Annotated in this window: 17 protein-coding genes; 2 read left to right on the forward strand and 15 right to left on the reverse strand. The window is 70.0% G+C overall.

Annotation, left to right across the window (positions count from 1 at the left end):
• Positions 1 to 104: 104 nt before the first annotated feature.
• From ACYQ78_RS35315 to ACYQ78_RS35385, 15 genes are all read right to left on the reverse strand, one after another.
• On the reverse strand, positions 105 to 1,184 hold the full coding sequence (locus ACYQ78_RS35315; protein WP_459805322.1) for a sensor histidine kinase: 1,080 nt from the start codon (positions 1,182 to 1,184) through the stop codon (positions 105 to 107).
• 192 nt (positions 1,185 to 1,376) lie between these two features.
• Positions 1,377 to 2,168 (reverse strand): TrmH family RNA methyltransferase, encoded by a 792-nt coding sequence (locus tag ACYQ78_RS35320; protein WP_459805323.1) that lies wholly within the window; start codon positions 2,166 to 2,168, stop codon positions 1,377 to 1,379.
• Positions 2,169 to 2,238: 70 nt separating this feature from the next.
• Positions 2,239 to 2,619: a 50S ribosomal protein L20 gene (gene rplT, locus ACYQ78_RS35325; RefSeq protein WP_459805324.1), complete on the reverse strand. Its 381-nt coding sequence runs from the start codon at positions 2,617 to 2,619 to the stop codon at positions 2,239 to 2,241.
• 23 nt (positions 2,620 to 2,642) lie between these two features.
• Positions 2,643 to 2,837 (reverse strand): 50S ribosomal protein L35, encoded by a 195-nt coding sequence (gene rpmI / locus ACYQ78_RS35330; protein WP_030456928.1) that lies wholly within the window; start codon positions 2,835 to 2,837, stop codon positions 2,643 to 2,645.
• A gap of 126 nt (positions 2,838 to 2,963) precedes the next feature.
• Positions 2,964 to 3,563, reverse strand: coding sequence for a translation initiation factor IF-3 (gene infC / locus ACYQ78_RS35335; RefSeq protein WP_459805462.1), 600 nt, complete (start codon positions 3,561 to 3,563; stop codon positions 2,964 to 2,966).
• 198 nt (positions 3,564 to 3,761) lie between these two features.
• Positions 3,762 to 4,553, reverse strand: a complete 792-nt coding sequence (locus ACYQ78_RS35340; protein WP_459805325.1) for a shikimate dehydrogenase — start codon at positions 4,551 to 4,553, stop codon at positions 3,762 to 3,764.
• Between the two features lie 4 nt (positions 4,554 to 4,557).
• Entirely contained in the window at positions 4,558 to 5,568 is a 1,011-nt protein-coding gene (gene mltG, locus ACYQ78_RS35345; protein ID WP_459805326.1) for an endolytic transglycosylase MltG, read from the reverse strand.
• A gap of 253 nt (positions 5,569 to 5,821) precedes the next feature.
• Positions 5,822 to 6,913, reverse strand: a complete 1,092-nt coding sequence (mltG, locus tag ACYQ78_RS35350) for an endolytic transglycosylase MltG (RefSeq protein ID WP_459805327.1) — start codon at positions 6,911 to 6,913, stop codon at positions 5,822 to 5,824.
• Positions 6,910 to 7,398, reverse strand: a complete 489-nt coding sequence (gene ruvX / locus ACYQ78_RS35355; RefSeq protein WP_459805328.1) for a Holliday junction resolvase RuvX — start codon at positions 7,396 to 7,398, stop codon at positions 6,910 to 6,912. Before ruvX ends, mltG (ACYQ78_RS35350) begins: the two co-directional genes overlap by 4 nt.
• Positions 7,399 to 7,402: 4 nt before the next feature.
• Positions 7,403 to 10,069, reverse strand: coding sequence for an alanine--tRNA ligase (gene alaS, locus ACYQ78_RS35360; protein WP_459805329.1), 2,667 nt, complete (start codon positions 10,067 to 10,069; stop codon positions 7,403 to 7,405).
• A gap of 1 nt (position 10,070) precedes the next feature.
• Entirely contained in the window at positions 10,071 to 10,307 is a 237-nt protein-coding gene (locus ACYQ78_RS35365) for a hypothetical protein (RefSeq protein WP_459805330.1), read from the reverse strand.
• Positions 10,304 to 10,681, reverse strand: coding sequence for a DUF948 domain-containing protein (locus ACYQ78_RS35370; RefSeq protein ID WP_459805331.1), 378 nt, complete (start codon positions 10,679 to 10,681; stop codon positions 10,304 to 10,306). Before ACYQ78_RS35370 ends, ACYQ78_RS35365 begins: the two co-directional genes overlap by 4 nt.
• A gap of 114 nt (positions 10,682 to 10,795) precedes the next feature.
• Entirely contained in the window at positions 10,796 to 12,040 is a 1,245-nt protein-coding gene (locus ACYQ78_RS35375) for a replication-associated recombination protein A (protein ID WP_459805463.1), read from the reverse strand.
• Positions 12,041 to 12,106: 66 nt separating this feature from the next.
• Entirely contained in the window at positions 12,107 to 12,559 is a 453-nt protein-coding gene (locus ACYQ78_RS35380) for a DUF2231 domain-containing protein (protein WP_459805332.1), read from the reverse strand.
• A gap of 75 nt (positions 12,560 to 12,634) precedes the next feature.
• Positions 12,635 to 15,805: a S41 family peptidase gene (locus ACYQ78_RS35385; protein WP_459805333.1), complete on the reverse strand. Its 3,171-nt coding sequence runs from the start codon at positions 15,803 to 15,805 to the stop codon at positions 12,635 to 12,637.
• A 143-nt stretch (positions 15,806 to 15,948) separates the two neighbouring features.
• Here ACYQ78_RS35385 and ACYQ78_RS35390 point away from each other — a divergent pair, with 143 nt between their 5' ends.
• The gene (locus ACYQ78_RS35390; RefSeq protein ID WP_459805334.1) at positions 15,949 to 16,818 is read left to right on the forward strand and encodes a peptidylprolyl isomerase; all 870 of its coding nucleotides are present in this window, start codon (positions 15,949 to 15,951) and stop codon (positions 16,816 to 16,818) included.
• A 173-nt stretch (positions 16,819 to 16,991) separates the two neighbouring features.
• The gene (locus ACYQ78_RS35395; protein ID WP_459805335.1) at positions 16,992 to 17,807 is read left to right on the forward strand and encodes an SAM-dependent methyltransferase; all 816 of its coding nucleotides are present in this window, start codon (positions 16,992 to 16,994) and stop codon (positions 17,805 to 17,807) included.
• The last annotated feature ends 38 nt before the right edge of the window (positions 17,808 to 17,845 follow it).

The raw sequence follows: 17,845 nt of genomic DNA on the forward strand, positions 1-17,845 counted from the left end.
CCCGGTTCCGTTACGGCTCCCGCCCAGCTCAGGCAGACCGACACAGGGCCCATGACCTGGCAGGAGACGACCACCGGGAGTGGCCCACCGGGCGGCCTCGCGGACTACGCGAAGTCAGGAGCCCCGGTGGGCACGATAAATCGGAACTCGGCGCCGCCACCGGGGGCGCGCTCGACGGTGACGGTGCCGCCGTGGGCCTCGACCAGGCCCTTCACGATGAAGAGGCCGAGGCCGGTGCCGCCGCGGCGGCGGTCGTTGCCGCGCCAGAACTGGCGGAAGACGCGCGCGGCCTGCTCGGGTGCGACACCCTCACCCTGGTCACGCACGGACACGGCCACTCCCCATTCGACGGGCTCTACGACGATTGTGACCTTGCCACCGCCGTGTCGCACCGCGTTTTCGACCAGGTTGCCAAGGATTTGATCCATTTTGTCCTGGTCGAGCCATGTCTCGGGAAGATCGCCGGTCACCGTCAGCGAGAACCGGTCTTCGGGTTCGCCCGCCGCCACGCGCCCCGCGACGATGCGGCGGACCCGGGCGGGGATGTCGACGACCTGCCGCCGGATCTCCAGGCGGCCCGACTCGATGCGCGAGACGTCGAGGAGTTCGGTGATCAGCCGGGTCACCCGGTCGGCGTCGGAGTTGACCGTCTGGAGCATGACGAGCTTCTGGGCGTCGTTGAACCGGTCCCACTTGGCGAGCAGTGTCGCGGTGAAGCCCTTCACGCTGGTCAGCGGCGAGCGGAGCTCGTGGGCCACGGTCGACACGAGGTCGGCCCGGCTCCGCTCCAGGCGGCGCCGCGATCCGGCGTCGCGCAGGGTGATCACCACCCGGATCACCCGGCCCGCCCGCTGGGGCACCCGCAGGAACGCCGCCGTCACCAGCAGGTCTCGCCCGTCGAGCTGGAGCGGGACCTCGACCTGGCGCGAGCGGATGGACAGCCCGCCTCGGGGGTCGAGCCACTTCCACCAGTCGCGCCCCTCGGTGTCGCGCAGGGGAAGCACGTCGCCGACGTGACGCCCGGGGGACGTCTTCCGGTGCAGACCGGTCAGGCGTTCGGCCGCCTTGTTCACCGCCATCACGACACCGTCGCCGTCGACCACGACGACGCCGTCGGGAAGGGCGTCAATGGCGATCACACTCGACGGGTCGGCGACCCGTGTATGGGTGTTCTCGCCGCGCAAAGGACCCCTCCAGCCATGCTCCGCGAGCCGTCTCCGCCGACAATAGCGGGTTTCCGGAGCCCTTCGGCAGCCCGTCACTGCGCGGGTACGCGGCTATTACACGGAATGTCAGGTCTGCGGGAGAACCCACGTGGCGACGCGCCGCTCCGCGGCCCCGCGCGTTACGGGTGACCTGACCCGGTCACAGACGGGTCACGACTCCCGGAGGGCCCGCGCGCTGGCGTACAGGCACACCGCGGCGGCGGTGGCGAGGTTGAGGCTCTCGGCGCGGCCGTAGATCGGCACCCGGACGACCTCGTCGGCCAGGGCCAGCACCTCGGGCGGCAGGCCCCAGGCCTCGTTGCCGAACACCCAGGCCGTGGGGGCCGACAGGTCGACGTCGTCGAGGGTCTGCTTGCCGCTGCCGTCGGCGGCCAGGATGCGCAGGCCTCGCTCCTTCAGCGAGGCCACGGCCTTGTCGACCGGCAGCCCGGTCACGACGGGCAGGTGGAAGAGGCTGCCGGCGCTGGCGCGTACACACTTGCCGTTGTAGGGGTCGACGGACGCGTCGGTGAACACCACCGCGTCGGCCCCGGCGGCGTCGGCCGTGCGCAGCACGGTCCCGGCGTTGCCCGGGTCCCGGACGTGCGCCAGCACCGCCACCAGCCGGGTCTCCTCCACCGTCGAGAGGGGCACGTGCACGAACTTGCACACCGCCATCAGCCCCTGCGGGGTGACCGTCTGGGCGAGTTCGGCCATCACCTCACCGCTGGCCCGGAACACCGGCACCCCCGCCTGCGCGGCCGCGCCGACGATGTCGGCGTGCCTGGCCTCGGCCTCGGCGGTGGCGAACAGCTCGACGGTGACCCCGGGCAGCGCCAGCGCCTCGCGGACCGCCTGCGGCCCCTCGGCGAGGAAGGCCCGGTCCCGGTCACGGAAGGCCCGCTTGGTCAGCCGCCGGGCGGCCTTCACCCGGGGCGACTTGGTATTGGTCAGTTCGGTCACTCGGTTCCCTCCGACATGAGAAGAAGGGCCCACCGGGAACGGTGAGCCCTTCCGAAAAGCAGGTGATCGCTTAGGCGACCGGAGCGTTCACGTCGGACGGGAGCGCCTTCTTGGCGGCCTCGACCAGCGTGGCGAAGGTCTGCGAGTCGTTCACCGCGAGCTCCGCGAGGATCTTGCGGTCGACCTCGATGCCGGCCAGGCGCAGACCCTGGATCAGCCGGTTGTAGGTCATGCCGTTCTGACGCGCCGCCGCGTTGATCCGCTGGATCCACAGGCGCCGGAAGGCGCCCTTCTTGTCCTTGCGGTGCGCGTAGGCGTACGTCATCGAGTGGAGCATCTGCTCCTTGGCCTTGCGGTACAGCCGCGACCGCTGACCCCGGTAGCCGCTCGCCCGCTCGAGGACGACCCTGCGCTTCTTCTTGGCGTTGAGCGCCCGCTTCACGCGTGCCATGTTGTTCTTCTCCCCGGGGGTCGTTACTTAGCGAGCAGCTTCTTGATCTTCTTGGTGTCCGCGTCGGACATGACCACGTCGTTCTCAAGCCTGCGCGTGCGGGTGGACGGCTTGTGCTCGAAAAGGTGCTTGCGGTTGGCCCGGCGGCGAACGATCTTGCCGGAGCCGGTCACCCGGAAGCGCTTCTTCGCACCACTGTGCGTCTTCATCTTCGGCATCTCAGCCGTCTCTCCCTCGTTGTTCCAAGCCGATCTCCCGACCCCTGTAGGGGGGCCGGGTCACCGGCGTTCCTGACTCGCAAGAGCCGCGAAGGGCTCCCAGTCTCTGCGCTCGCGAAGCGGCGTTTATTCCTCGACCGAGACGGGCTCGGCCGACACGTCGTCGTCATCGCGGCCGGCCCTCGCCGCCGCCTTCTCGGCTTTGGCTTCGGCCTTCTTCTTGTGCGGGCCGATCACCATGATCATGTTTCGGCCGTCCTGCTTGGGCTGAGACTCCACGAAGCCCAGCTCGGTGACATCCTCAGCGAGCCGCTGCAGGAGCCGGAAGCCCAGTTCGGGACGGGACTGCTCACGTCCACGGAACATGATCGTGACCTTGACCTTGTCCCCCGCCTTGAGGAATCGCACGACGTGACCCTTCTTGGTCTCGTAGTCGTGCGGGTCGATCTTCGGCCGGAGCTTGATCTCCTTGATGATCGTGTGTGCCTGGTTGCGGCGGGCTTCGCGCGCCTTCATGGCCGACTCGTATTTGAACTTGCCGTAATCCATGAGCTTGCAGACAGGCGGGCGTGCCGTCGCCGCGACCTCAACGAGATCGAGGTCGGACTCCTGGGCGAGCTTCAGGGCATCGTGGATGGAGACGATGCCGACCTGCTCGCCGTTCGGGCCGACGAGGCGGACCTCGGGGACACGAATACGATCGTTGATGCGGGGCTCGGTGCTGATGGGACCTCCAAGGGACCTTCGCCTGGGTGCTCGACCGTGCCGGAAACACGAATAAGCCCCGGCACGTCACGCATGCGGGGCCACTGAGTCCGAAAACTCTACTGTGATCCTTGAACCCATCCGCCTTGCGGCCGATCAGGTGGGAGGAGGACCTCCGCTTGCGCGTCCGGCACATGCCGGACCGATCGATTCACCACCCTACCATACGGCGGAGCGCATGGCCTCCACAGGAGCGGGCGCCCGCCCGGTCATCAGCTCGACCTGCCGCACCGCCTGGTGCAGCAGCATCGACAGCCCCGCCACGACAGTACCGCCCTTTTCCTGTACGGCCTGCGCCAGCACCGTCGGCCACGGCGCGTAGACCACGTCGAAGACGGCCCGCGCCCTGGCCGCCTCGCCCGCGAAGGCGTCGGCCGCCCCCGAGGGCAGGGTGGAGATCAGCAGGTCGACCCCGGCGTCGAAGGACTCGAACCCCTCGACCGCCACCGTCACCCCCAGCCGCTCGGCCACCTCCAGGGTCTCCCCGGCGCGGTGCGGATCGCGTACCACCAGAGTGACCTCCCGCAGCCCGAGCTCGCGCAGCGCGGCCAGCGCGGAGGCGGCGGTGGCGCCGCCCCCGAGGACGGTCGCGCTGGCCGGCGCCGGGACGCCCGCCTCGGCCAGGGCCGCGACGATGCCGTGGACGTCGGTGTTCTCGCCGTGCCGGGCGCCGTCGCGGAACAGCACCGTGTTGGCCGCCCCGACCTCGACCGCCAGCGGCGCCACGGTGTCGAGTACCGGGAAGACCACCCGCTTGAGCGGCATGGTCAGCGACAGCCCGGCCCACTCGGGGCCGCGCCCGAGGACGAACGCGGCCAGTTCCTCCTCGCGGCACTCGATCGCGTCGTAGGACCAGGTGGTCAGGCCCAGCGCCGCGTAGGCCGCCCGGTGGAGGGCGGGCGACATCGAGTGGCGGACCGGGAAGCCGAGGACGGCTGCTTTCGTGTTCACGGGATCAATTCTGGGTGGCGTGGAACTTGTCCCGCAGCCGGACGAACTCCGCCTCGCTGGCGGTGAACTCGGTGACCTTGTTCTTCGGGTCGGTGGTCACGAAGAAGAGCCAGTCGCCCTTGGTCGGCTTGAGCGCGGCCTCGATGGCGTGGTCGCCGGGGTTGGCGATCGGGCCGGGCGGCAGGCCCTCGACCTTGTACGTGTTGTACGGCGACTTGCTCTCGATCTCCTCGAACGTGGCGGAGATGCCGTATTTGCCCAGGCCGTACATCGTGGTCGAGTCCATCTGGAGCTTCATCGGCGGGTTGAGCGCCATGCGGTTGTAGATGACCCGGGCCACCTTGCCCATGTCGTCGGGGGTGCCCGACTCGGCCTGGACGATGCTGGCGATCGTGATGATCTGCATCGGGGTGTAGCCCAGCCGCTTGGCCTCGGCGTCGAGGTCGAACTTCTCGACGGTCTCGTTGTAGCGGTCGGTCATCTTGGTGAGGATCTGGCTCGCCGTGATGTCGGGCGGCAGTTCGTAGGTCGCCGGGAACAGGAAGCCCTCGGCCTTGCCCTTGGCGTACTGCGGCAGGCCGATGTCGCCCTTGGCGGCGTCGGCGAACTCCTTGGCCGGGATGCCGGTCGCCTCGGCGAGGGTGTCGTAGACCCGGGTGGCGCGGTAGCCCTCGGGGATGGTCAGGCTGTCACGCAGGCGCTTCTCGGGATCGAGCAGGGTCACCGCCGCCGCGGCCGACATCTGCTTGCGCATCTGGTAGTGACCCGGCTGGAGCGACCCGCCCTTGCCCGCGGCGTCGACGGCCTGGATGAAGGCGCGGGCGCTGGCCACGACGTCTTCCTTCTCCAGCTCGTTGGCGACGTCACCGGCGGAGGCGCCCTCCTCGATCACGATGGTCACTTCGCCACTGCCCTGGCCGGTGTAGTCGTCGGCCGTCACGGCGTCGCTGATCCACCGGTAACCCAGATAACCGCCGCCACCCAGGATTCCGACGATGATGACAATCGCGATCACGGACGCGGCCGCACCCTTGCGACGGGTGCGCCGTCTGCGGCGCCGGCTGCGGGTCTGCTGCCCACGCGAACGTCGCGACGGCCCCCCCTCGTCGGGGGCGCCGAGCAAAGAGTCCATGTCGAGGTCGTTCATAGTGCGCTGGCCAATCTCTCGGTCAGACTGGCCTCGCGTCAAGCGATGCGCCAAACCGAGGGGGGATCAAGCTTCGGTATTGGTATCGGCCCGGCGCGCGGACCGTCGGTCGTCAGTCGGCCTAGTTCGTCCCGAGGTACCTGTTCAGCTCTTCCCGATATTTCACGAACTCGCCTTCGTTGTCAGTGAATTTGGTGATTCTACGGCCTGGATCTGTTGTAACAAACCAGTACCAATCACCCTTCGCTGGGTTCAAGGCGGCGAGAAGGGCCTGCTCACCCGGGTTGCCGATCGGGCCGGGCGGCAGACCGTCGATCCGATAGGTGTTGTACGGGGAACGCACCTGCGTGTCCTTCTCGGAGACGTTCAGGGTCCGGCGGTTCTGCGCGTAGAGGACGGTGGTGTCCATCTCCAGGCGCCCGCCCTTTTTGAGGCGGTTGTAGATCACTCTAGCGATCTTGGGATAGTCGTCGTCACGCCCGCCCTCGGCCTGGACGATGCTCGCGGTGGTGACCACCTGGAGCGGGTTCATCCCCTCGGCCGAGTCGAGCCCGAGGCGGTCGGCGACCCGTCCGAACTGGGCGGCCATGTCGCGCAGCAGGCTCTTGGCGGTGCTCGACGGCTCGACCTCGTAGGTCGCCGGGAACAGGAACCCCTCGGCGGTCTTGGCGTAGGAGGGCAGCCCGAGCGTCTCCGGCTGCGCCGCCGCCTTCTCGAACTCGGCGACCGGGAACCCGGAGGCGGCCGAGAGGCGGACGTACACCTCCTTGGCCCGCAGCCCCTCGGGGATGGTCACCCGGCGGGAGACCCGCGAGTCGCGGTCGAGCAGCCGGTCGAGCGCGAGCGAGGCGGCCATGCCCTTGTTCAGCTTGTAGTCACCCGGCCGCAGGCTGCCCGACTTGGCACGGTCCTCCACCACCCGGACGAACGATCCGGCGCTGGCCACCACCCCCGCCTTGGCGAGGGTCTCGGCGACCTGCACGGCGCTGTCGCCGGAACTGATGCGGACCACGACCGAGCCCGTGCCCGGCCCCTCGAAGTCGTCGGGGGCCAGGAACGGACGGGTCAGCGTGAACAGGCCGACGATCCCGGCGGTCGCCACGGCCGCGAGACCGGCGTAGACGATCTTCCGGGTGCGCTCGCGCCGCTCGTCGTGGTCGACGGGTTCGGCCTCGTCCGCAAGCAGGAACGTGTCCCACTCCTGCGGGCTCACCGGCCGGTCCCGTGGCTCGTTTCTCCACCTGAGGGTGGGTCGAGGGGATGACCTGGTGGTTTTCCTGACGCGCGCTCGCCGTCGAGGGCGGCCTGGAGCAGCACGATGGCCGCGGCCTGGTCGATGACGTCGCGCTGGTTCTTCGCCTTGCGGCCGCTCTGGCGCAGGTTGGCCTGCGCGGTCACCGTGGTGAGGCGTTCGTCGTAGAGGCGCACCGGGACCGGGGCGACCCGGGCGGCCAGCGCCGTCGCGAACTCGCGGGCGGCGCCGGCGGCGTGGGACTCACGGCCCGACAGGGAGGTCGGGAGGCCGACGACGACCTCGATGACCTCGTGTTCGGTGACGAGATCGGCGAGGCGGTCGAGGTCTCCCCGGCCGCGCTTCACCGTCTCGACCGGCGTGGCCAGCAGCCCCGAAGGGTCGCTGCGGGCCACGCCGATGCGGACCGACCCGACGTCGACGCCGAGCCGTGTGCCGAATCTCATCTGCTCACAGGCTGGAAGAGATCGCCTCGACGACCGCTCGCAGCGCGTCGTCGACAGCGCCCGCGTTCGTGCCGCCACCCTGCGCGACATCGTCTTTGCCGCCACCGCCACCCCCAAGTGCCTTGGCGGCAACACCGACCAGACGGCCCGCCTTCAGCCCTCGGTCGCGTCCCGCCTCGTTGACAGCGGCGACCACGACGGGACGGTCCGAGGGGACACCGGCGACGACGACCACCGCGGCGCGATCACCGGGGAACCGGCCGCGCACATCGAGAGCGAGTTTACGCAGGTCATCGGGGGTGGTTCCATTAGGCGCGCGGTGCGTTACGACGGAAACGCCCTGGATGTCCGCAGCGCCGGAGGCCAGTTCCCCGGCCACCGCGAGCACCTGCGCCGAGCGCAGTTTCTCCAGTTCCTTCTCCGCGTTGCGCAGCCGGGTGACGATGCCGTCGACGCGCTCGGGCAGTTCCTCGGGACGCGCCTTGAGCGCCCCGCTGAGCTGGGAGACCAGCACGCTCTCCCGCGCCAGGTGGCGGAACGCGTCGAGACCGACGAGCGCCTCCACGCGGCGCACGCCCGCGCCGATCGACGACTCGCCGAGCACCTTGATCAGGCCCAGCTGGCCCGAGCTGGCGACGTGGGTGCCGCCGCAGAGCTCGCGCGAGTAGTCGCCGACCTCGACGATGCGCACGACGTCGCCGTACTTCTCGCCGAACAGCGCCAGGGCGCCCATCTTGCGGGCCTCGGCCTGCGAGGTGTTGAGGACGTTGACCTTGAGGTCGTCGATCAGGGTCGCGTTGACCTCGTCTTCGACGTCGCGCAGCACGCTGACGGGCACCGCTCCGGCCGAGGTGAAGTCGAAGCGGAAGCGGCCCGGCGAGTTCTCCGAACCGGCCTGCGCGGCGGTCTCGCCGAGCGCGTTGCGGAAGCCGCGGTGGACCAGGTGGGTCGCGGTGTGGCTGCGTGAGATCGACCGGCGCCGGTCGATGTCGATCGCCGCGTGCGCCGCGTCGCCGACCTTGACCTCACCGGAGGTGATCTTGCCGCGGTGCACGATCAGGCCCGCGATCGGCGACTGCACGTCGACGATCTCGATCTCACCGTTCTCGCTGCGGATCACGCCCTGGTCGGCGAGCTGGCCGCCGCCCTCGGCGTAGAAGGGGGTGCGCAGCAGCACGACCTCGACGGTGGTGCCCGCGCCCGCGACCGGGACCGCCACGCCGTCGACGAGGAGGCCCGCGATCTCGGTGTCGGTGGTCAGGTGGTCGTAGCCGAGGAACTCGACCTTGCCCGCCTTCTCGAGGATCTGGCCGAAGACCGAGATGTCGGCGTTGCCGGTCTTCTTGAGCTTCGAGTCGGCCTTCGCGCGGTCGCGCTGCTCGCCCATGAGGCGGCGGAAGCCCTCTTCGTCGACCTTGAGGCCCTGCTCGGCCGCCATCTCCAGCGTCAGGTCGATCGGGAAGCCGTAGGTGTCGTGGAGCTGGAACGCCTTGTCACCCGACAGAACCGAGGTGTGCGCCTTCTTGCTCTCCGCGACCGCCGTGTCGAAGATCGTGGTGCCGGTGCGCAGGGTGCCCAGGAACGAGGTCTCCTCGGCGTCGATCACGCCGTGGATCTGCGCCGCGTCGGCGATCAGGTCGGAGTATTGCTGGCCCATCACGCCGATGGTCGTGGCGGTGAGCTCGTGCATGTAGCGCTCCTCGCCCGAGCCCAGCAGGCGCAGGTTGCGGATCGCGCGGCGCAGCATGCGGCGAAGCACATAGCCCCGGCCCTCGTTGGAGGGCAGCACGCCGTCGCCGACGAGCATGACGCCCGCCCGCAGGTGGTCGGCGATGACGCGCAGCGACACGTCGTCGCGCGCCCCCGCGCCGTAGCGGGTGCCGGTCAGCTCCGCAGCCCGGCTGAGGATCTTGTACGTCGTGTCGATCTCGTAGATGTTGTCGACGCCCTGGAGGATCGCCGCCATGCGCTCGAGGCCCATGCCGGTGTCGACGCTCTTGGCGGGCAGCTCGCCCACGACGTCGAAGTCGATCTTGGTGCGGACCTCGCCGAGCGTGAACTGCATGAAGACGTTGTTCCACACCTCGAGATAGCGCGTCTCGTCGGCGATGGGGCCGCCCTCACGGCCGTATTCCGGGCCCCGGTCGAAGTAGATCTCCGAGCAGGGGCCGCCGGGGCCGGGCACGCCCATGTGCCAGTAGTTGTCGGCCAGGTCGCGGCGCTGGATGCGCTCGGCGGGGACGCCGGCGCGCTTCCAGATCTCGATCGCCTCGTCGTCGTCGAGGTAGACCGTCACCCACATCTTCTCTTCGGGGAACCCGAAACCGCCCTTGTCGGTCGGGTTGGTGAGGAGCTCCCAGGCGAACGGGATCGCCTGCTCCTTGAAGTAGTCACCGAAGGAGAAGTTGCCGAGCATCTGGAAGAAGCTGGCGTGCCGCGTGGTCTTGCCGACCTCGTCGATGTCGAGGGTGCGGATGACCTTCTGCGCGCTGGCGGCCCGCTTGTAGGGCGGCTTCTGCTGCCCGAGGAAGTAGGGCTTGAACGGGACCATGCCCGCGTTGACCAGCAGCAGCGTCGGGTCCTCTGCGACCAGGCTGGCCGAGGGCACGACGGTGTGCCCGCGCTCTTCGAAGAAGCGCAGGAAGCGGCGTACGATCTCTGCCGACTCCATTTCAGCGGCCATCCTTTACGTCGTTGTTCATGGGTCTATGTCCGACTGTTCCGAGCCCGTGCCGAGCTCGCAACTCGTTTTCCCTGGTCGCCGCCCCGGCCCGCACCTCACCGGCGAAATCGCGCAGGTGGTCGGCGGTGCGGCGGGCGACGTGCTCGGGTTTGAGCGCCTCCAGCTTGCGCATGACCCAGACCGCCAGCGAGGCGCCCAGGGTCATGTAGAAGAGGCGGCGGATCACGGCCGGGGCTCCACGGCCCTGCGCCGCCCGCGCCGCGACAGGGCGCCGCGGATGCCGTGGGCGATCGAGGAGATCCTGATGATCGGGCCGGTCACGACGGTCGAGGCCAGCCCGGTGATTTTCGCGACGTCGTCGCTGACCTCTTTCACGTTGGAGGCTATGGCCTCCACCGCGACGAGCTGCCGGTTGGTCTCGCTGACCGTGTAGCTCACCTCGTTGAGCAGCGGCACGACCTTGTCGCCGAGCTCGTTGACGACCTTGGTGGTGGCGGTCAGCAGCCGGGCGAACTTGATCAGGACGTAGGCCAGGAAGCAGACGAGGATCGCCCAGAACATGGCGGCGATCAGGCCGGCGACCTCTCCGGCGGAGAGCATGGGCGAACCTCCTTGGCGGGCCCCCTGCGTGAATGGCAGAAACCCTATCGCGTATTCAGAGGTCGCCCTTCTGCCACGGAGGTCGCGGGGCATGCGTGTTCGGGCGGCCGGACGTCAGCGCTCGCCGCGCAGGAAGGCGCGGAGCTTCCCCCATCGCTCGGCCACGGGGGCCTCGGCGCCGTGGGTGGTGGGCTCGTAGTAGCGGCGCTCGCGCACCTCCTCGGGCGCGTAGTCCTGGCGCACCACGCCGTGGTCGAAGTCGTGGGGATATCGGTACGTCTCCCCGTGCCCCAGCTTCTTCGCGCCCGGATAGTGGGCGTCGCGCAGGTGGGGCGGGACCTGGCCGATCAGCCCGGCCCGCACGTCGGCCTGGGCGGCGCCGATGGCCTTCACGACGGCGTTCGACTTGGGCGCCAGGGCGCAGTGGATGACGGCCTGGGCCAGGTTGATGCGCCCCTCGGGCATACCGATGAAGTCGACCGCCTGGGCCGCCGCCACCGCCACCTGGAGGGCGGTCGGGTCGGCCATGCCGACGTCTTCGGAGGCGAAGATGACGATCCGGCGGGCGATGAAGCGGGGGTCCTCCCCCGCCTCGACCATGCGGGCCAGGTAGTGGAGGGCGGCGTCGGCGTCGGAGCCGCGCATGCTCTTGATGAACGCGCTGATGACGTCGTAGTGCTGGTCGCCCTGGCGGTCGTAGCGGACGGCGGCCTTGTCGACGGCCTTCTCGACCACCTCGATCGTGATGTCGTCGGCCAGCAGCGCGGCGGCCTCGAGGTAGGTGAGCGAGCGCCGGGCGTCTCCCCCGGCCAGCCGGACGAGCTGGTCTCTGGCCTCCGGCCGGAGCGTGGCCGCGCCCTTGAGGCCGCGTTCGTCGGTGACCGCGCGGTCGAGGACGGCGCCGACGTCGTCGTCGGTGAGCGATTCGAGGGTCAGCAGCAGCGACCGGGACAGCAGCGGCGAGATGACCGAGAAGAACGGGTTCTCGGTGGTGGCGCCGATGAAGGTCACCCAGCGGTTCTCCACCGCCGGGAGCAGCGCATCTTGCTGGGCCTTGTTGAAGCGGTGGACCTCGTCGACGAACAGCACGGTCTGCCGCCCGGTCATGCCCAGCTCACGCCGGGCGTTCTCGATCGCGGTGCGGACGTCCTTGACCCCCGCCGAAACGGCCGAGACCTCGACGAAGCGCCGCTTGGTCACGTTGGACACGACGTAGGCCAGCGTGGTCTTGCCGGTGCCGGGCGGCCCCCACAGGAACAGCGACATGGGGGCCTCGCTCTCGACCAGCCGCCGCAGCGGGGTGCCGGGACCGAGCAGGTGACGCTGGCCGATCACCTCGTCGAGGGTGCGCGGGCGCATCCGCACGGCGAGCGGCTCGGGCGTGTTGTCACGCGCGGCCGAATCGAACAGGCTCTCCACAAACCCCTAGCCTAGGCCCCAGACGGCGGTGGCGCCGGTGTGCCCGGTGCGTACGACATAGAACGTGACGGCGAGGGCGCCGACGACGGCCAGCACCGAGAGCACGGTGGTCAGGAGCCTGTTCTCGCTCCTGTTGACCGCCCAGACCAGGGCCAGCGCGACGATCGCCAGCACCAGCGTGGTCAGCAGCAGCGGCAGGGCGAGCGACTCGTGCTCGGCGACCGGCGCCGGGGCCTGCTCGCCGTAGCGCGACTCCTTGAGGGCCTCACCGCTCTCCCGGGCGACGAAAACGCTGACCGGCGCGGCCAGCGCGAGCAGCACCGTCGCCCAGTCGAGCTTCCCCCGGAACCGGGGCAGCACCGCGTAGGCGACCACGACGACGGCCAGCAGCGGAGTGAAGACCACGGCCGCGTGCACGACCAGCGGATGGAGGGGAAGGCCGAATACGGAATCGAACATGCGGGGGACATCTCCTTCGTCATCCTCTGATATCAGACGGACTACCAGAAAGATCTGAGAACGGGATGAAAAAGATCAGCCGCGCATGCGACCGCGGAACGGCCTGGTGGAGGGGTCGGGCGGCACGCTGACCGTACGCCCTTCCAGCGCCCGGAGGGCGTGCCGCACCCCGGCGTCCAACTGCGGATCGGCTCCCCTGGCCCAGTCGGCGGGGGTGATGAACACCTCCTCGTCGGGCGTCGCCCCCTGGTTCTCCAGTTCCCAGCCGTAGTTCTCCAGCCAGTAGGCGAACCCGGGCACCCACATCCGGGTGCCGTCGGCCAGCCGGTGGGAGCCCCGGATCCCGATGACGCCGCCCCAGGTGCGGGTCCCGATCACCGGGCCGAGCCCGAGGGCCTGGACGGCGGCGGTGATGATGTCGCCGTCGGAGCAGGTCTCCTCGTCGCAGAGCACCACGACCGGGCCGCGCGGGGCGTCCATGGGGTAGCTCCTGGGCTCCTCGCGCCGGGACAGGTTCCAGCCGACGATGCGCCGGGAGAGCTTCTCGACGACGAGCTGGGAGGTGTTGCCGCCCTGGTTGCCGCGCACGTCGACGATGACGGCGTCCATGGCCAGCTCGTGGGACAGGTCGCGGTGGAGCTGGGCCCAGCCCGCGCGCTGCATGTCGGGCACGTGCAGGTAGCCCATGCGGCCGCCCGACAGGCGGCGGACCAGGCGGCGCCGGTCGGCCACCCAGGCGTGGTAGCGCAGCGGGCGGTCGTCGGACAGCGGGACGACGGCCGCGCGGAAGACGCGGGCGCCCGACTCGACGGTCAGCTCGACGGGGTGCCCGTAGGCGGCGTGCAGCAGCGGGGCGGGGCCGGTCACCGGGTCGACCGGGATGCCGTCGACGGCCAGGATCGCGTCGCCGGTCCGTACACCCGAGCCCTGGAGAGGTGAGCGGGCGGCCGAGTCGGACAGCTCCGACGGGTAGACGCGCCCGACCCGCCACAGGCCGTCGGTGTCGCGGGCCAGGTCGGCGCCGAGCCGGCCGGTGGGCAGACGGCCGTGGTAGCGGGCGGCGTGGACGTAGGCGTGCGAGGCGCCGAGTTCCCCGACGACCTCGCCGATCAGGTCGGCGAAGTCCTGCGGGCCGCCGATCCGGTCGAGCCAGGGACGGTAGGTCTCCAGCACCTCCGGCCAGTTCACCCCGGCCATGTCGGCGACCCAGAAGTAGTCGCGCATGATCCGCCCGGCCTCGGCGTAGGCCTGCCGCCAGCGCCGGCCGGGGTCGACCCTGACCCGCACCCGGTCGAGGTCGACGGTCGTGCCCTCGCCGTTCTTGCCGGTCGCGGAGATCACCCGCATGTCGGAGGAGTCGTGCACCACGATCTTCGAGCCGTCGCCGCTGACGGAGTAGAGATGGACGTCGGTCGTGAGCTCCTCGGTCTTGCGCTTGTCGAGGTCGAAACGTTCCAGCACGGTCGCCTCGCCGGTGGCGCTGCGGAACCAGACCAGCCCGCCCTTGACCGGCCGCAGCCCCCAGTACTGCGCTTCGGGCACCGGGAGCGGCACGATCCGCCCGTCGAGCCCGGCCAGGTCGACCGTGACGGGCCCGTCGCCCGCCTCGCCGCCGTCGGCCGCCTTGCCCTCGACCGAGGGCGCGAACGGCGAGGGCGCCCCGGCCGCGAGCGGCAGCAGGTAGGGCCGGGTGCCGTGGGTGATCACCAGGTCGAAGCTGTGCGAGTCGCGGATCATCTCGAACCCGCGCCGCGACAGGAACACCAGGTTGCGGCCGTCGCCCGTGAAGGTGGGCGAGGTGTCGGTGAACCGGCCGTCGGTGACGTGCACGATCTCGGCGGCGGGGGTCTCGGGGGCGGTCGCCTCGGTGACCTCGGCGCCGGAGTCGTCGTCGGGTGCCGCAGGAAGGCGGGCCATCCGGATGGCGGCGCCGCGCGACACCGGGTGGCACCACACCAGCCAGTGGGAGCGGGGGTCGAAGCCGAGGTCGCCGATGACGCCGAACTCGGTGCGGGTGAGCTCGACGACCGCGCCGGTCTCGGGGTCGACCAGGAGCAGGCGCCCGTCGTGGGAGGCGACCGCGATCACCGAGCCGTCGGGGGCGGCCTCCATCTCCTCGACCCGGCCCAGCTCGCCTTCGGCGATCGTGCGGGTGGCGCCGCCGGGGACGCCCAGCTCGATGGCGTCCTCGCCGGAGACGTCGGTCACCCAGGCCGCCGGGCCGTTGACCCGTTTGCCCAGGTCGTCGGGCTCGGCGTCGTCGGCGCGTTCGAACCGGCCCAGCACGATCGGGAGCCGGGCGCGGCCCCGGCCCGACAGGACGCGGACCGGGCCGTCTTCGTGGGTCACCCAGTGGATGGCGCCGCCCACCTCGACGGCGCTGGCCCGGCCGGTGGTGTCGCAGGCCAGGTCGGCGGGGGCGGGGCGCGACCAGTAGAGCTGGCGGCCACGCCCGGCGCCGCCGAGGCGCACCTCCAGGGGTTCGGGCTCGGCGGTCAGGCTCGGCAGCAGCCACAGGCTCCCGGCGCGGGCGTAGACGACGCGGGTGCCGTCGGTGGCCGCCTGGCGGGCGTAGAAGTCCTGATGGCCGGTGTGCCTGCGCAGATCGCCGCCGTCGTAGGCGACCGAATACAGGTTTCCGGTCCCCTCGTGGTCGGACAGGAAGGCGATGCGGTCGTCGACGAGCATCGGGGCGGTGATCTGGCCGCCGTGGCCGGTGAGCAGGCGCCGCCCGTCGAGCCACAGCCTGCCCATGCCGCCGCCCCGGTAGCGCTTCCAGTGGGCGGGGTCGTGCCCGGCCGAGCCGGTCAGCAGCAGCGTGTGGCCGTCTTTGAAGGCGAGGTCGCTGACCGGGCCGTACGGCAGCCGCTCCCCCGGGCCGCCGTCGAGCGGCACGGCCCTGGCCCAGGTGAAGTGGGAGAAGGGCTGGTCGTGGGAGCCGGTGGCGAGGACCGTCCGGGCGTCGAGCCACCCGTGCACGCGGGCGCCGCCGCCCCAGTGGGTGAGCTGCTCGACGCCGCCGCCCTCGACCGGGGCGACGTGGATCTCGGCGGGTATCCGCCCGCCCTTCCAGGCCACCGTGGCCCCGTCGGGCGACAGGCGGGGATGGGCGGCGCCCACCTGCTCGACCGTCAGACGCCAGGCCCGCCCGCCGTCGAGCGGAGCGATCCACACGTCGTCCTCTGCGACGAACGTCAGAAGATCACGATGGATGTGAGGAAAGCGGAGGTACGACCCACTAGGCACCCCCACAATGCTAATCCCCGCCCTGGTTAAGGCAAGATCGTTACGCAAGTGGCCGGTGGGACGAGGCTTACGCGAAGCAAACGCGATCACGGATAGAGTGACGCGAAACTTCAGCAATGGACGGATAAAGGGAAGGCAACGCAGTGACCGACACAAATCGGCAGAAACCCCTGGCCCTGGGTCAGGCCCGTCGCGTCCGGTTGGGGGTCGGTGCGGTGATCCTCTCGCTCGTCGCGGTGACGGGCTGCTCCAGCAGTGGAGCGGACACCCAGAACGTGTCCGCCGGCGAGGAGTCGGCCCCGGCGACGCCCGCCCCGTCGATCACGGCGATCCCCTCGACGCTGCCCGACCAGCCGACGGCGCCCCCCACCCCGGTGGACCCGAAGAACGTCAAGTGCGAATACCGCAAGGACGACACCGGTACCCCCGCCAAGTTCGTGGGCATGCCCCCGGCCAAGCCGGTGAAGGCGGCGCTGAACGCCAAGAACATGACGATCAAGACCAACCAGGGCGACATCGTCATCGAGCTGGTCCCCGAGTCGACGCCGTGCACGGTCAACTCGATGTACTTCCTCGCGAAGAAGAACTACTTCGACAACACCCTGTGCCACCGCCTCACCACCACCGAGAGCAACGGCCTCGACCTGCTCCAGTGCGGTGACCCGCAGGCCAAGGGCGACGGGAAGAACAAGACCGACGGCACCGGCGGCCCCGGCTACCTGTTCCCCGACGAGAACCTCGGCCCGGCCTACACGCGCGGCGTGGTGTTCATGGCCCAGGGCGGCGACGCCGCCAACTCCAACGGCAGCCAGTTCGCCATCTCCTTCAGCGACGAGGCGGCCCAGCTCCCGGCGGCGTACACGCCGTTCGGCGTGGTCACGCAGGGTCTCGACGTGGTCGACAAGATCGCCGCGGGCGGCGTCATCAAGAACGAGGACGACATCCTGTCCGAGGAGGGCGGCTCCAACGCGCCGAAGATCCGCGTGGAGATCAAGGACGTCATCGTCAAGTAACGCGAGCTCACCACGAAGGGCGGGTCCTCCGGGATCCGCCCTTCGGCGTTTTCTGGAACACGAATCCCAACAGAACCCCTAGAATCTCGCCAAAGGCGATCCATTACGCAGATTACGGACGCGAGATCTCGACCGAACGCGTATGCCACCCCCCTGACCGGAGGCGAACCACGTTGTCCGAGCACGACCCGGCACCGTCGTGGGTCATCGACCCGCACAAGCCCAGCGTCGCCCGGATGTACGACTACTACCTCGGCGGCAAGGACAACTTCGCCGCCGACCGGGAAGCTGCCGACGAGATCCTCTCGCGCATGCCGTACGTCCGCGAATTCACCCGGGAGAACCGGGCGTTCCTCTCCCGCGTCGTACGCATGCTGGCCTCGGAGGGCATCCGGCAGTTCCTCGACATCGGTTCGGGCCTGCCGACACGGGAGAACACCCACCAGGTCGCCCAGGCGGTCGCCCCCGACGCACGGGTCGTCTACGTCGACAACGACCCCATCGTGCTGGCCCACGGGCGGGCGCTGCTGGCCAAGAACCCCAACACCGCCGTCGTCCAGGCCGACCTGCACGAGCCCAAGGCGATCCTCGAACACCCCGAGGTGCGGGCCCTCATCGACTTCTCGCAGCCGGTGGCCATCCTTCTCCTGGCCATCCTGCACTTCGTGCCCGACGACGACGAGGCGTCCAGGATCGTGCGTGAGCTGCGGGTGCCGATGGTGCCGGGCAGCTACCTGGTCATGTCGCACGGCCACATGGGCGAGGTCGACGACGATCTGCAGCAGGTCGTCTACAAGACGTACCGGCAGACCACCAGCGGGAACATCACGGCCCGCACCTCCTCGCAGGTCGCGGCCTATTTCGAGGGCCTGGAGCTGCTGGAGCCGGGAATCGTCCAAGTGGGGGTATGGCGGCCGGAGATCGCCGGGCTGGCCGACGCCGACCCCACCAAGGCCGGATTCTTCGGCGCGGTCGGGCGGCTCGACTAAGACGAAAGAAGGGCCGGTCCTTACGGACCGGCCCTTCT

The sequence above is a fragment of the Herbidospora sp. RD11066 genome (assembly GCF_054661255.1).

Coding starts and splice junctions, on each gene's coding strand:
- rplT (WP_459805324.1), bottom strand. CDS start 2,619: ATGGCACGCGTGAAGCGGGCGCTCAACGCCAAGAAGAAGCGCAGGGTC.
- rpmI (WP_030456928.1), bottom strand. CDS start 2,837: ATGCCGAAGATGAAGACGCACAGTGGTGCGAAGAAGCGCTTCCGGGTG.
- ruvX (WP_459805328.1), bottom strand. CDS start 7,398: ATGAGATTCGGCACACGGCTCGGCGTCGACGTCGGGTCGGTCCGCATC.
- alaS (WP_459805329.1), bottom strand. CDS start 10,069: ATGGAGTCGGCAGAGATCGTACGCCGCTTCCTGCGCTTCTTCGAAGAG.
- ACYQ78_RS35370 (WP_459805331.1), bottom strand. CDS start 10,681: ATGCTCTCCGCCGGAGAGGTCGCCGGCCTGATCGCCGCCATGTTCTGG.
- ACYQ78_RS35375 (WP_459805463.1), bottom strand. CDS start 12,040: ATGCGCCCGCGCACCCTCGACGAGGTGATCGGCCAGCGTCACCTGCTC.
- ACYQ78_RS35380 (WP_459805332.1), bottom strand. CDS start 12,559: ATGTTCGATTCCGTATTCGGCCTTCCCCTCCATCCGCTGGTCGTGCAC.